The sequence below is a fragment of the Exiguobacterium undae DSM 14481 genome, from assembly GCF_000620805.1.
GTDB lineage: Bacteria > Bacillota > Bacilli > Exiguobacteriales > Exiguobacteriaceae > Exiguobacterium_A > Exiguobacterium_A undae.
Genome location: NZ_KK211187.1, coordinates 1,356,767 through 1,370,658, shown reverse-complemented (window position 1 = coordinate 1,370,658; position 13,892 = coordinate 1,356,767). Strand labels below are relative to the sequence as shown.

The following is a 13,892-nucleotide window of genomic DNA, read 5'->3' as shown; positions in this document are numbered from 1 at the left end:
TGGCATCTACCCCTCCATAAAAAAAGATTATATTCTTATTTTATGTTCGAGTGAACTTATTGTCAATTGAATCGCGTGCAACAAGTCGATATCCCATCAAAAGACATAATCCGGTCAACCAAAACGAACCGTATCCGATCCACTGGATGTGTTCTGCCAGCGCCGGATAACGCGGCCACTGTCCGAGCACGTAATCAACGACATCGTTATGAAGGACCCAGATGGCGACGAGGACCAGTTCTTTGACACGAAACGTCATCAACGGGACATACAGAAGAGCTTGGAACGCCATCGCTCCGTGGGAGACCATCAGCATCAGCGCCATGGCCGTCAAATAAGCATCACTGGTGCCGAGTTCATTCAGCATCAAGGCATTCATGACGACTGCCCAGACCCCGTATTTGATTAAGGTGACAAAGGCGAGGGCCTCGAACAAACGGGAACGACGATTAAAAATCCACAGGAACAGGATGATTGTAAAAAAGAGTGACGCGGTCGGGCTGTCCGGAATGAAAGGATAGTAATACCACTTCGACATCGCCAGTTGCGGCTCATACCAGTAATACCCGTATAAAGTACCGGCTAAATTGATCAAGGCAAGCGGCCAAAGCACCGCTTTGTGTTTGAGTAGATGGAACAAGGGCACGTCAATTCACCTCATGATAGACAAAGACCGGAGGAAAATTCCCCCGGTCGGTTGTCTTATTTATTGTTCTCTCCGCCTTCACCGTAAGAAGCGATGAATTTAGCGAGTTCTTTACGATCTGCATCTGAACCTTTGTACTGTCCAGCAGGCATTGATCCGATTCCTTTATCAGAAATCTCATAAATTTCTTCTTCTGTCTTTTGGGTACCGACGAGGGCCGGAGCTGCTGCTCCACCTTCAAGGTTTTTCCCGTGACAGTTGACGCATGACTGATTCGAGTAGATCTCGAATCCTTTAGCGGCCGTATCGATTTCCGGACCTTCGTTCATCGTCAACTCACCTTGTTTATGGATGGTATCCCAGTGTGTTGTTTGAACAGATTCCCATGTCAAGAAGACAATCGAGACGACTGCAAGAAGCATCATGCTGACAGCGACTGGACGTTTTGCCGGGCGACGTTCCAATCCTTGGTCTAACCACGGGGCAACAAGAAGTGCCGTGAACGCTAAACCTGGAAGAATGACGGTCCCCATCAAAATGTACGGACCCGCTGCAAATTGGTATTTCAAGAGCTGATAGAGGAATAGGAAGTACCAGTCCGGTAGTGGAATGTACGACGTATTCGTCGGGTCAGCAATGTTTTGAAGTGGTGCTGCTTCAACGATTGTCAGTGTCATGAAGCCGATCAGGAAGACCGCTCCTACCATCCATTCGCGAAGTAAGAAGTTTGGCCAAAACGCTTCCGTCCGACCTGGATATTCCGAATAGTCTTTTGACTTGTTCGGCATCCGGTTGTTGATCGACACCCGTGAATCGGTGACGAATTTCATTCCTTTACCACGATGCATCGTGTTCTCCCCCTTTTAGTTGTCTAAAGTAATTGTCGGTTTAAAGTGGTCCAGAGATCCCTTGTTTGCGGATCATCATGAAGTGGGCCCCGAGCAAGACGAACAATGCTGCAGGAAGGAAGAAGACGTGAATCGCAAAGAATCGAGCGATCGTACTTGCACCGACGATTTCTCCACCCGCCAGGAGTGTTTTTGCGATACCACCGATGACCGGAATACTTTCGGCAATTTGAATCGTAACTTTCGTTGCGAACAATGCTTTCATATCCCATGGCAACAAGTATCCTGTCAGACCGAGCGCTAAGACAACGAAGAATAACAGAACGCCGACGACCCAGTTCAATTCACGTGGTTTTTTATATGAACCTGTGAAGAAGACACGTAATGTATGTAAGAACAACATTACGATGACGACAGATGCGCCCCAGTGGTGCATACCACGAACGATTTGACCGTGTGCCACTTCATTTTGAAGATAGTAGACGGACGCATGCGCGTTGATGATATCCGGTACGTAATACATCGTCAAAAACATTCCCGAAAGAATCTGAATGACGATCGTGAAGAACGTCAGCCCGCCAAAACAATAAACGAATGCGGAGAAGTTATGGGCCGGGTTAACGTGTTCTGGAACTTCATGATCAGCAATGTCTCGCCAAAGCGGTGTGATGTCTACCCGCTCATCAATCCAATCGTAAATTTTCTGCATCATCGCTTACGCACCTCTTTCGACTGGTTTACCTAAGTAAAGGAAACCATCTTTCTCTTGCATTTCGTAGCCATCGAGCGGTTTCGTCGGAGGCGTACCTGGTACGTTGACGCCATCTTTCGTATAACGTCCGAAGTGACACGGGCAATAGAAATCTTCTGGGTGCGTCGGATCAGATCCGAAACTGACTTGGCAACCTAAGTGTTTACAAATCGGTGATAATGCTAAAATCTCACCTTTATCGTTTTTAAACACCCATGCAGACAATGTTTCTTCAAACTCATACCATGCATCCTGTGTTTGTTTCTTGAAGTCAACCCGTTTTGGTTCTGTCGTGATATCCGACAACTTCATTACTTTTACTTTATCGCCTGCCCCTGATTTCTTCAGGACTGGATCAACTGCGAAGTTGACCATCGGCATGACCATTGTCGCCGCCATAAAGCCGCCGACTCCAGTCAATGTATACGTCAAGAACTGACGACGTGTTACGTTAGACCCGTTTTGAGCCATCTCGATCCCCCCTCGTGATGTACGCTGTGCCCCAAGACCACAGTACTTCACACAAATTTCTCACATGGTAATAGTATCTTAATAAAATCATTGCGTCAACCGCTTCATAGCGCGGTCCAACGGTTTCCTAACTGCTCTAGGACTTGTCCGACAAAATTCCCGACCATCTGACCTTGTTGATCGCGACTCATCGTCTCAAGCGATAAACGCGGGACATAAATGATGTCCTCGACCGATGTCTCTTTCCACCGTAAATCGGCAGTAATGAACGTCACAAATCGAAATTGTTCGGCAGATGCCGCTTGCTTCCAACTGGTTAACTGATCGACTGACGGGACACCGATGTACGTCATCGGCGGGACGAGCATCGCCCGACCTGACAATTGCCGTTCGACTTCTGTCGCGACGGTCATCGTCATGTCTGCGCATTCTGCAAAAGCATGCATCGCTTCGTCAAATCCGACGGGAATCAATGGGACAATCAACGTATCGATGTACGCCTGTTCGTTTCTCGTCCTTTGAACATCGGATGGTTTGAAACGCAAGTCATTTCCCCCTTTCCTGTTCACATACAATTCGTCACATTTAATGTATCATATCCGCATTTATAACTGCTTGCCTAATGTGAACGTTTTATGAAATTCCATTCAATTTTTCTTCATATTTTACCCTTACTTTCAATTTCTCAAAAAACCCCCTTCTTGTTTTATGAAGGGGGCCATCATCTTCAATTCTTACAGTTGGCTGCGAATCAGACGCAATTCGTCCGAAAGGGATTGGAAACGATTTTTATCACGGGCGTCAAGCGCCTCATCAATCAATCGGATCAGACGTTCTTCCTCCTGCCGGTTAACGGTCGCCGCAATAAAGTTCATCGCTTCGTCCACTAATTTCGGTTCGACGGCGACTTCTGGACGGAACGGATTTTCTTCCAACAAGGACAGGTACTCATCATCCATCATCATCCCTTGGAAGTTCAGTTCGATATAAACGTCTTCATCCGTCAAGCGGATGTCGTGATAGGCTTTTTCGGGATCCGTTGTTTTGACTTCACCTTTTTTAAACAGAAAAGGGTCGGCATCAAATCCATATGTCGTGATGATCATCGCTTTTGGCGCAAACATGGCATTTTGAACGAAATGAACACGATCCAGCTTCGATTCATTGCGAAGCCAATAATCAATGATCCATTTCGATTCCCGACGTTTCAACGTATAATAGGTCAAGATGCGGCGCAAGAAACGCTGCTTTCTCTCTGTCATCTCAATCCTACTCCCTTCTCCCGTGAAGTCATCCATCCATTCGTTCGACATAGTCGACTAAATCTGCATCTTCTGGTGTCAAGCCTGCCGCTCGACGTAACAACGTTTGGCCTTCTTCACGGCGGCCTTCTTCTACTAAGGCATACCCGTATTCTTTCAAGAACAACGCATCGTCCGCAAAGGCAGACTCGACTTGTGCATATTTCTCCATCGCGTTTGTATATTCCTCTAATGCATAAAGGGAACGGGCCCGGTACCACGTCAAAATCGGAGCCGTGACATGTTCTTCGATGGCGGAAATCGTCTCAAGTGTCGCTTCATGATCTTCATCCTCAGCCAGTAACGCCAGTAACCGTTCAGCGGCGAGCAAGGATTCCGGATTCAAGGCGAGTGCCTCACGTAATGCTTTCACACTGCCTTCGCGATCACCCAGCTTCAACAAGAACAGGGCTTCCATCGTCCGCAATTCATCATTGTAGTCATCCCGCTCGATCCCTTGTTTGATGACGTTTAACGCTTCCTTCGTCAAGCCGAGTTCCGACTGGCTCTCCGCATACGGTACATACGCCGACGTGTAGTCCGGATCTTGTGCGATCAACTGTTTGAACGTCTCGACCGCTTTTTGGTGCTGACCGACCCGGTGTGCGGTCATCGCCAAACCAAACAGCGTATGCAGATCGGAGCGTTCAGCGACGGCACGTTCATACAGCGGAATCGCCTCTTCGAATTCTCCGATCATCGCCAACGATTCTGCGTAGAGCGCATCAAGCGGCAATTCTTCGCGGAGAACGGGATTGGCGGCAATTTCAGCAAACAACGGAACCGCCTGATCAAAGGCGCCTAACGTCATGTACAATTCTGCCAGTCCATATGCGAGCAACGGCTCATCCGGTGCCAAATCCCGTGCTTCCTTCAATTTGGCTAACGCCACTTCATCGAGTCCTTGCGACTGGTAAAGATCCGCTAACAAAACCAATGTCCGCGGACCGTTTTCGATGTCGGATGTATCCACCTGCTCCAGGACGGTGATGGCTTCTTCTTCCCGGTCCAAATCGATGTAACATTCAGCGAGCAACAAGGCAACGCCGGCATTTCCTGAATAATCGACATACAGGGGCGCGAGTATGTCAACCGCACGATCGGATAATCCCAGTTCGATATAAAGATCCGCCACTGCCAGTCGGTCTTCGTCCGTTCCTGTTTTCTCGAGTTGTTCGAGTGCCACCAAGGCTTCTGACGTGTGACCGTGTTCCAGGCTTTCGACTATCTGTTTTAATACGTCTTCGTTCAAGGCAAACGCCTCACTTTCTTCTATTTCAATTTCTATTGCACGGAGAGGTTTGCTTATTGTTGTAAGGTCTTTAAATCATCATAAAACGTTGGGTAGCTGACTTCAACTACTTCATTCCCGAGTACTTGAATTTCCGGCTGTAATGTCGAAGCAATCGTCAACATCATCGCCAGACGATGGTCACCGGCACTGTCGACGGTCGCACCTGTCAACGGTGTCGGACCATCAATGATCATCCCGTCTTCCGTCGCTTCAATCGTCGCGCCGATTTGGCGGAGTGTCGTCACCACGGTCTCGATTCGATCCGTTTCTTTGACCCGTAATTCCGCTGCATCCCGAATGATCGTCCGCCCGTCCGCTTGCGTCGCAAGGAGCGCAAGCAACGGAATTTCATCGATCAACGACGGGATTTGTTCGCCTTCGATCGTCACCGCCTGAAGTGATGTCGTCGCTAAGGTGACGTCTGCCGTTTCTTCTCCGGCCGTTTCTTGCCGGTTTGAAATTTCGACACTCGCCCCCATCTGGCGTAACACTTGAAGAAAACCAATCCGCGTCGGATTCATCAAAACATGTTCCGTCGTAATCGAGCTGTCTTGCCCGAGTGTCGCCGCTGTCCACCAAAAAGCAGCCGAAGACGGATCGCCGGGAATATCGATCGTCGTCGCCTGCAGACGAGCCGGTCCCTGCAAGCGGATTTGCCGCCCGTGCTCCTGCTCTTGAATGGTGACTTCAACCCCAAACTTCGGCAACATCCGTTCTGTATGATCACGCGACAACACGGGTTCAATGACCGTCGTCTCTCCGGTCGCAAACAATCCAGCCAGCAGAACCGCACTCTTCACTTGCGCACTGGCAACTGGTAACGTGTAGCTTGTCCCGACTAAATGCTGCCCATGGATTGTCAACGGGGCATAGTTCCCCTCGATTGTCGCACCAAGCGTCGTCAAGGGAACCGTGACCCGATCCATCGGACGTTTCTGCAACGAAGCGTCTCCCGTCAACGTGTAGGTTTCCTGACCGCCGGCTAAGATACCGCTCAGTAAACGAATCGTCGTTCCTGAGTTCCCACAATCGATGGTGGCCGCTTTTAACTGGTCTGTTCCTGTAATCTGAATGTCTTGCTCCGTTCGTTCCACTCGAGCACCGATTGCCTCTACTGCTGCGAGAGAAGCCAGACAATCTGCTCCCATCAACGCATTCGTGATGACCGTCGTGCCTTCTGCAATCCCACCCATTAAAAAGGCGCGATGCGTCATCGATTTATCACCTGGTACCTTGACTGTTCCTCTTAATCCCATTGTAAACACCTCACCGTTTGATCGTACGTATCACGTAGTCGTGTTTCCTCGATTTCTTCCAAGGTAAATGAACCCTGCCGTTGTAAGACAAATCGAATCGATGCATTATTTTTTTTATCTCGTTTCATGAAATCCAAATAGACCTCGAATGGATGTCGTTTCGGTAACACCATTCCCAGTCGTCTCATCAGCCCAACCAACTGCTCCGCCTGCCGTTCATTATCTTCCAGCAACGACGCGAACACCAGACCAATTCCGATTGCTTCCCCATGGGACAAGCCGGGACTGGCGTATTCGACGGCATGCCCGAATGTATGACCATAATTTAAGAAAGCACGGATGCCGCTTTCCCGCTCATCCTGTTCGACGATGCGTTGTTTGACGGCAATGCCTGATGCAAGCCACTCCTCCATCGGTAACTGTTTGACCGCCTCCAAGTCGAGGCCCAAAAGAGCAGGAGCAAACGACGGGCGAGCCAGAAAACCGTGTTTGAGTAATTCAAAAAAACCGCTTCTCCATTCGCGGTCAGATAAAGTGTGTAAAAACGTCACGTCATATAAAACAGCAGACGGTTGATAAAATGCCCCTACTAAGTTCTTACCCCAACGCAGGTTTAATCCAACCTTTCCCCCGACACTCGAATCATGAGCGAGCAAGGTCGTCGGAATTTGGACAAACGGCACCCCCCGCAAAAAAGTTGCAGCCACGAACCCTGCCAAATCACCAATCATCCCTCCGCCGACCGCCAAAATCAAGGTGCGTCGTGTCGCGCCTTGTTTGACGCCGTCCTCGAGTAACGTTTGATACACCGACAAAGACTTGCTTGTTTCTCCCGGTTCGACACGGCTGAGTAACCGTGTCTTCTCCGGAAAACATTGCTCCAGTTGTTCGTGTAACGTCGTCCCGTGTAATTCCGCCACTCTTTGATCGGTAATGATCCAAAATTGATCTGCCTCATGGGCTGCCGGCACTTCCGTCAACCGGTTGACGGCACCGGGTTCGATGTATACCGTATAAGGACGGCTTGCCTGGATCTGCAGATGCGTCAAAAGAGACGCACCTCCTCCCGATAAGCCGTAATACTTTGTTTCAGACGTTCGAGCGTCGAACTGCCGAACATCTCGAGCACTGCCCCCGCCACTTCCACTGCTACGACAGCTTCCAAGACGACGGCCGCCGCCGGAACGGCACAGGCATCACTGCGCTCGATTTGCGCGACGAACGGTTCTTTCGTCTCAATATCGACGGACTGAAGCGGACGATACAACGTCGGAATCGGCTTCATCGCCACTTGGACACGAATCGGCATCCCTGTCGACATACCACCTTCGATTCCTCCCAGATGATTCGTCTTGCGGAAGTATCCGGTCTCATCATGGAGAATCTCATCTTGGACCGTGCTCCCTTTACGGCGCGCCAGGTCAAACCCGTCTCCGAATCCGACGGCTTTCATCGCGTTGACACTGATGACTGCCCGGGCAATCCGGCTGTCGAGTTTCGTTTCATTTTGCGTAAACGAACCGATACCGGGAACAAGACCGGTCACGACGACCTCGACTTCTCCCCCTAACGTATCCCCATCTTTTTTGGCTCGATCGATCGCCTGCATCATGTGATCGGCTGCCGTACTGTCAGCGCAACGAACAGGAGAGGCTTCAATCGTCTCCCGGTGTTCCATCGGATTCACGACCGAAGCATCGACTCCGCCAATCGAACGGACGTGCGAGAAGACATCGACACCGAGTTGATCGAGTAATTGTTTGGCGATTGCCCCGACGGCGACACGTGCTGCCGTTTCGCGAGCGGATGAACGCTCCAGGACATCCCGCAAATCCCGGTGACCAAATTTTAATCCTCCGACGAGATCGGCATGTCCCGGTCTTGGTCGAGTCAACGTCCGCGGACGTTCCAGTTCTTCCGTCAACGGTTCAGCCTGCATGACTTGTGTCCAGTGTGTATGGTCTTTATTTTCAATGAACAGACTGATCGGTGCGCCTGTCGTATAGCCGTGCCGAATCCCACCACGGACATCCACCGAATCCTGCTCGATTTGCATCCGTCGTCCTCGCCCGTATCCACCTTGACGTCGTTTCATTTCGCGTTGAATCCGTTCAAAATCGATCGTTAACCCAGAAGGAACACCTTCGATGATGACTGATAATCCTTTACCGTGTGATTCTCCTGCTGTCATGTAGCGCATATGTTCCATCCCTTCATCCGGTTAAATTTTTTCGTAGAAAAAGCTTTGTCTCATTTTCAGACCAAATCGTTCGGGTTGGAAAATTTGCTCCGTCCCGCCGACAAACAAAATGCCGCCCGGCTTCAGTGCCTCGACAAAAGAGCGGTAGACATGCGCTTTCGCGTCTTCTGTAAAATAAATCAGGACATTACGACAAATAATGAGATCAAATCCCGTATCGTAACGGTCGCCTAATAAATTATGTTTGCTGAATCGAACGAGGCGTCTGATTTCCGGTACGACCTCGAACTGTTGGTCTTGTTCGATAAAGTATCGTTTCTTCCGGGATTCCACCACTTCGTTTAGTGCCGACGCTCCGTAGCGACCTTGCTTGGCTTTTTCGAGCACGATGTCATCGAGATCCGTCGCTTGAATCGTAAACTGAGCCGGATCCATTTTTTCGTTTAAAATCATCGCCAACGAATACGGTTCTTCTCCTGTCGAACAAGCAGCACTCCACGTCCGGATCCGTCCGTGCGCCCGCGCTTGTAACACCGGTAAGATATCTTGCTCCAACTGTTGCCAGCGGATTGGATTGCGGAAAAACTCACTGACGTTAATCGTCATCCGGTCCAAAAACTCTTCGTACAATGTTGAACTTTTTTCCATCGCTTGCATATAAGACGCGAATGTACTGTGCCCTTTTTTATCACGTAATGCGGTTAATCGTCGTTTCATCTGTGCTTCTTTATATTGTCCTAAATCAATTCCTGATTTTTTTAAGAAACGTTGGATGAAAAGCTCATAATCTTGCATAATCCACCTCACAAATCCTCTCTCTGTCGGGTCACGTCTTACTTTGACCCCTGTCTTGTTTTCTATTTTAGCATAAAGCCATTTCCTTTCCAAAAAACAAAAAAAACGATTGAGCACTGGCTCAACCGTTTTGATTCCATCATACGTTTAGAGGCTGTCCTTGAAACCAAAGACTGAGTTCACGCTCCGCGCTCTCAACACTATCCGAGCCGTGGATGACGTTCTCACTCATCGTGTTGGCGAAGTCCCCACGAATCGTCCCCGGCATTGCTTCTGTTGGTTTTGTTTTCCCGATCATCATCCGTGAGACGGTGACGACGTCCGTACCTTCAACACGCAACGCAACGACCGGACCTGATGTCAAGAAAGTGACCAACTCTCCGAAAAATGGTTTTTCCGCATGTTCTGCATAGTGTGCTTGTGCCAATTCTTCCGTTGCTTGCATCATCTTCATCTCACGAATCACAAACCCCTTACGTTCGATGCGAGCAATGATTTCCCCGATCAATCCTCGTTCAACGCCGTCTGGTTTTACCATTAAGAATGTTTGCTCCATTACTAGTTCCCCCTATGAAATACAGATAAAAGCGCTTACATAGCTAGTTTACTGTGTAATGAGACGAGCGGCAAGAAATTTTTTACAGTTTTTCACCCTTTTCGTTTTCCCACATAACGTGCCACTTCTTCGAGGGAACGTTTGGCCGAGGATTTAGGGAGGTGGTCGAGCCGGTGAATGGCCCGTTGGATATACAAGTCGACCGTGCGTTGCGTTCGCTCCAACGCATCCGTTTGGTGAAGAAGCTCAAGCACTGGCGCTACTTCTTGATGTGTCGGCATCGACTGGATTTTCTGAAGTTCCTGAAAGAAACTTGGATTTTCCGCTGCATAAAAGACAGGCAACGTCTTGTGTCCATGCCGCAAGTCCTCGGCGACCGGTTTCCCGAGTTCGGTCCGTTTCGCCGTAAAATCAAGCAAGTCATCTGCAATTTGAAAAGCCAGACCGATGTCACGTCCAAATTGACGTAAAGCTTTTGTATCTGCCGGCGAACAGTTGGCGACAATTGCCCCTAGATGACAGCTTGCTTCGATCAGGATCGCTGTTTTCCGCTCAATCCGCTTAATGTAGCGTTTAATGGATTGCTCCCAATCATACTGATCGTAAATCTGTTCGATTTCGCCTTCACAAATCTCACGCATCGCATGGACCATCACTTGAACCAGCTCCGGTTTTCCGACTTCCCCAATCAGTTTGACGGCTTCTCCAAACAAATAATTGCCGGAATAAAGTGCGACCTCTTCATCAAAATGTTGCATGACGGTCGGTTTACCCCGCCGTAGTTCCGCATCATCGATCACATCATCATGAACGAGTGAAGCCATATGAATCAATTCCAGACTTGCCGCGACACGAACCAGTTCGTCACGGTTGGCTTGACCAAATTTAGAAGCAAGCAAGACAAAGGCTGGTCGAATCCGCTTTCCACCTGCTTGCAACAACTGTTGGCCTGCGGCATCAATCGTCGGGTCGTCGGAGGCGATGTGACTGACCAGGAAGCGATCGACGAGGTTTACTTCTTTTGTTACATCACGATAAATTGAATGCAGTGACATCTCACCACTTCTTTCCGAGGTGCATCGCAGCCGCCCCACCTGCAAATGCTTTCACTTCCACTTGCATGAAACCGGCTTGTTCAAACAATTGTTTTAGTTCAACGCGGTCCAAGAACACTTCCGTTGATTCCTGCAACCAGTTGTATTGGTCGTACGATTTCGCGAACAAACGGCCGACTTGCGGCATGATTTTCCCAAAGTACAGCGAGTAGGCTTCTTTAAACAACGGCGCAGTTGGTTGGCTTGTCTCTAAACAAACAACCGTCCCGCCCGGTTTTAATACACGATGCATCTCCTTAATCACTTGAAGATAATCGGGCACATTTCGTAATCCGAATCCGATCGTCACGTAATCAAATGAATGATCACCAAACGGTAACTCCATCGCGTTCCCATGAATCAGTTCAACATTCTTCATGCCCAGTGCTTCGACTTTATCAACGCCGACCTCCAACATGTTCTCTGAAAAATCAAGACCTTTGATGACACCCGTCGGTCCGGCTGCTTTTGCTAATTGAATCGTCCAATCTGCCGTTCCGCAACATAAGTCGAGACATTTGGCTCCCGGAAAAACGTTCATCCGGCGCATCGTCTCTTTTCTCCATAATTTATGCAGGCGGAAGCTGATGATGGAATTCATTTGATCATAATTGGTCGAAATTGATTGGAATACTTCATATACTTTTTTCTCTTTTTCTTGTGTCTGCACGCAGTTCACCCTTTCAAAGATATTACGCTACTGCCATCTGTTCCAAATGTGATAATAACAGTTGTTGCGCACCAGGATTCAATACCTGTGCCCGCTTCCGGATCAATCGTTGTCCCTGCTCGGTTAACCAGTCTTTGCCGCTGATTGTTGCCAACCCTTGAACAAGACCAAATTCTGCCGTCAACCAAAGCAAAACGTAGTCTTCGGTCGACACATAGTTTTCTTCATGAAGCGCACACTTTGCTTCATTGACACGCTGAACGGTCCGTCCTAATGAAACAAGGGCCGTTTGAGGAAGAGACGCTAACTCCTCAAAAAAGTAGCTCGAGAACAAATCACCTGCTAAAACAAGCAATTGCCGTTCTTTGGAGCCTCTTTTCGTTTCCCCGACACGCTCATGCAACAACAAGGCAACTTGCGCATGATGAACGCTCTTGACCAGCGATTGCCATGCGAACGTTTCATTTTGGGCGACATCGATCAACCAACTGATCTGTTCACGATCGATGGAAGGGAAATCCACATGTCGAGCCAATTGTGTTGTTTGTTTCGTAGTGAGTGCGGTGATCATTTCTTCCACGAGCAGCTCTTGATGATTCATGCTTTTACCCCCCGATCTCCAGTGCCATCTCGTTGATGGATGTTCTTCTTTTTTAATATACCATAATCAATCTCTTTTCTCGTCTCTCAATGCCCACAAAAAAAGCCGTCCGAGGAATTCCTCGAACGACTATGTAGCCGGATTACTTGACAGCATCTTTCAATGCTTTACCTGGTTTGAAAGCAGGTACTTTGCTTGCTGGGATTTCGATATCTTCTTTTGTACGTGGGTTGCGACCTTTACGAGCTGCGCGTTCACGGACTTCGAAGTTACCAAAGCCAATCAATTGGACTTTTTCTCCAGACTGAAGTGTCTCAGTAATCGATTCGAATGTTGATTCAACAACTTTCGTCACGTCTTTTTTAGTCAGACCTGATTTTTCGACAACTGCTTGAATGAGTTCAGTTTTGTTCATTACGTTCACCCCCTCCCAATCACTTCTTCGAGGCTAATCATAACTTATAAACGTTGATATTACAACATTTTCGTTAGAATTACCGTCAATTTTCTGATTCTTCGATCGATTCCTCAGAAAACACAGGTTCGCCTTTTTTGTTAATTGTATAGCTTTGAGAGTAAGCGGGAACAAAAGGTTGGTCATCATAGAGCAAATGACGAATATCTTGACCGACTTTCGGCTTTTTCTTCGCGGTTTGGACCGCTTTTTCGAGTTCAGGCAAATAGTTGATAAAGAGTTGCCCTTGTCCGTCTACATAGATCGAGAGCTGTTCATCCGAATAGGGACTCGGAACAGTCGGCTCTTCTTTAATAAACAGTTTTTTATAATCGAGCGTAAACTGATTTTTACCAATCGATCCTTTAAACGGATACTTCTCATTTTTCTTCCGGTACGTATCAATCCGAACTTGCAGTTTTTGAAGTTCCTCTGCTACGAGTAAGTCCATCAACTTGACGGTCGGTTTTTGATCAACATCGACCAGCAGATAAATAAAGGTTCCGCCACCTTCAAAACTGTTCGGAGGCGGATCACTCATATATCGCGGAATGAGACGACCGAGTTCGATCTGATACCGTTCCATCAACGGCGTATCGGCTTCCCGGGTTTTGATTGGTAAAACACCTGTATCTTTTTGATAGGCTTCGACCGCAGTTTGGACCGTCCGAATTTGCTCCGGATACGGGACACGATTCGACGGTTTTTGACTATCCGGGAATAAACAACCGGATAGCAACATCACTGGGACGAGCATCAAGATAATCGCTATTTTTTTCATGCGCTTGGTCCTGCCATGACGATAAAGACCATGATGATCGACGCCACGATAAAACAAAGAAAGGCGAGAGTCGACATCAAAAACTGCCAAGCTCCGGATAACTTCGTTCGACTGATCGTTACCAATAAGACACTGATGGCAAACAAACCGATCCCGGCGAACGAAATCCACATT

18 protein-coding genes are annotated in these 13,892 nt (G+C 48.4%); all 18 read right to left on the bottom strand.

Annotated elements, in window-relative coordinates; genetic code table 11:
* Window positions 1–40 precede the first annotated feature (40 nt).
* The gene (locus tag P397_RS0107575; RefSeq protein WP_028106061.1) at window positions 41–646 is read right to left on the bottom strand and encodes a DUF1405 domain-containing protein; all 606 of its coding nucleotides are present in this window, start codon (window positions 644–646) and stop codon (window positions 41–43) included.
* A 56-nt stretch (window positions 647–702) separates the two neighbouring features.
* Entirely contained in the window at window positions 703–1,494 is a 792-nt protein-coding gene (locus P397_RS0107570; RefSeq protein ID WP_028106060.1) for a menaquinol-cytochrome c reductase cytochrome b/c subunit, read from the bottom strand.
* A 40-nt stretch (window positions 1,495–1,534) separates the two neighbouring features.
* Complete coding sequence (qcrB, locus tag P397_RS0107565) at window positions 1,535–2,206, bottom strand: menaquinol-cytochrome c reductase cytochrome b subunit (protein WP_012370658.1); 672 nt, start codon at window positions 2,204–2,206, stop codon at window positions 1,535–1,537.
* A 3-nt stretch (window positions 2,207–2,209) separates the two neighbouring features.
* Window positions 2,210–2,716 (bottom strand): ubiquinol-cytochrome c reductase iron-sulfur subunit, encoded by a 507-nt coding sequence (locus P397_RS0107560; RefSeq protein WP_028106059.1) that lies wholly within the window; start codon window positions 2,714–2,716, stop codon window positions 2,210–2,212.
* A 104-nt stretch (window positions 2,717–2,820) separates the two neighbouring features.
* The gene (locus P397_RS0107555; RefSeq protein ID WP_028106058.1) at window positions 2,821–3,261 is read right to left on the bottom strand and encodes a DUF2487 family protein; all 441 of its coding nucleotides are present in this window, start codon (window positions 3,259–3,261) and stop codon (window positions 2,821–2,823) included.
* A 189-nt stretch (window positions 3,262–3,450) separates the two neighbouring features.
* Window positions 3,451–3,978: a ReoY family proteolytic degradation factor gene (locus P397_RS0107550; RefSeq protein ID WP_026832709.1), complete on the bottom strand. Its 528-nt coding sequence runs from the start codon at window positions 3,976–3,978 to the stop codon at window positions 3,451–3,453.
* Window positions 3,979–4,006: 28 nt separating this feature from the next.
* Complete coding sequence (locus P397_RS0107545) at window positions 4,007–5,269, bottom strand: tetratricopeptide repeat protein (protein WP_026832708.1); 1,263 nt, start codon at window positions 5,267–5,269, stop codon at window positions 4,007–4,009.
* A gap of 53 nt (window positions 5,270–5,322) precedes the next feature.
* Window positions 5,323–6,567 carry a 3-phosphoshikimate 1-carboxyvinyltransferase gene (aroA, locus tag P397_RS0107540; protein ID WP_028106057.1) on the bottom strand — a complete coding sequence of 415 codons (1,245 nt, stop codon included), beginning with the start codon at window positions 6,565–6,567 and terminating at the stop codon, window positions 5,323–5,325.
* Complete coding sequence (aroB, locus tag P397_RS0107535; protein ID WP_028106056.1) at window positions 6,558–7,616, bottom strand: 3-dehydroquinate synthase; 1,059 nt, start codon at window positions 7,614–7,616, stop codon at window positions 6,558–6,560. Before aroB ends, aroA begins: the two co-directional genes overlap by 10 nt.
* The gene (aroC, locus tag P397_RS0107530) at window positions 7,613–8,767 is read right to left on the bottom strand and encodes a chorismate synthase (RefSeq protein WP_028106055.1); all 1,155 of its coding nucleotides are present in this window, start codon (window positions 8,765–8,767) and stop codon (window positions 7,613–7,615) included. The genes aroB and aroC overlap by 4 nt, the downstream gene beginning before the upstream one ends.
* A 21-nt stretch (window positions 8,768–8,788) precedes the next feature.
* A complete protein-coding gene (locus P397_RS0107525; protein WP_028106054.1) occupies window positions 8,789–9,562 on the bottom strand; it encodes a CheR family methyltransferase in 774 nt (257 codons plus the stop codon).
* Between the two features lie 139 nt (window positions 9,563–9,701).
* The gene (gene ndk / locus P397_RS0107520) at window positions 9,702–10,118 is read right to left on the bottom strand and encodes a nucleoside-diphosphate kinase (protein ID WP_026832703.1); all 417 of its coding nucleotides are present in this window, start codon (window positions 10,116–10,118) and stop codon (window positions 9,702–9,704) included.
* Between the two features lie 92 nt (window positions 10,119–10,210).
* A complete protein-coding gene (locus P397_RS0107515; RefSeq protein ID WP_035387605.1) occupies window positions 10,211–11,173 on the bottom strand; it encodes a polyprenyl synthetase family protein in 963 nt (320 codons plus the stop codon).
* A 1-nt stretch (window position 11,174) separates the two neighbouring features.
* Complete coding sequence (locus tag P397_RS0107510; protein ID WP_028106053.1) at window positions 11,175–11,882, bottom strand: demethylmenaquinone methyltransferase; 708 nt, start codon at window positions 11,880–11,882, stop codon at window positions 11,175–11,177.
* Window positions 11,883–11,904: 22 nt separating this feature from the next.
* Window positions 11,905–12,483 carry a heptaprenyl diphosphate synthase component 1 gene (locus P397_RS0107505; protein ID WP_028106052.1) on the bottom strand — a complete coding sequence of 193 codons (579 nt, stop codon included), beginning with the start codon at window positions 12,481–12,483 and terminating at the stop codon, window positions 11,905–11,907.
* Window positions 12,484–12,625: 142 nt separating this feature from the next.
* Entirely contained in the window at window positions 12,626–12,898 is a 273-nt protein-coding gene (locus tag P397_RS0107500; protein ID WP_012370671.1) for an HU family DNA-binding protein, read from the bottom strand.
* Window positions 12,899–12,983: 85 nt separating this feature from the next.
* Window positions 12,984–13,718 carry a hypothetical protein gene (locus P397_RS0107495; protein WP_026832699.1) on the bottom strand — a complete coding sequence of 245 codons (735 nt, stop codon included), beginning with the start codon at window positions 13,716–13,718 and terminating at the stop codon, window positions 12,984–12,986.
* Complete coding sequence (locus tag P397_RS17765; RefSeq protein WP_035387604.1) at window positions 13,715–13,891, bottom strand: DUF2768 domain-containing protein; 177 nt, start codon at window positions 13,889–13,891, stop codon at window positions 13,715–13,717. The genes P397_RS0107495 and P397_RS17765 overlap by 4 nt, the downstream gene beginning before the upstream one ends.
* Window position 13,892: the final 1 nt, after the last annotated feature.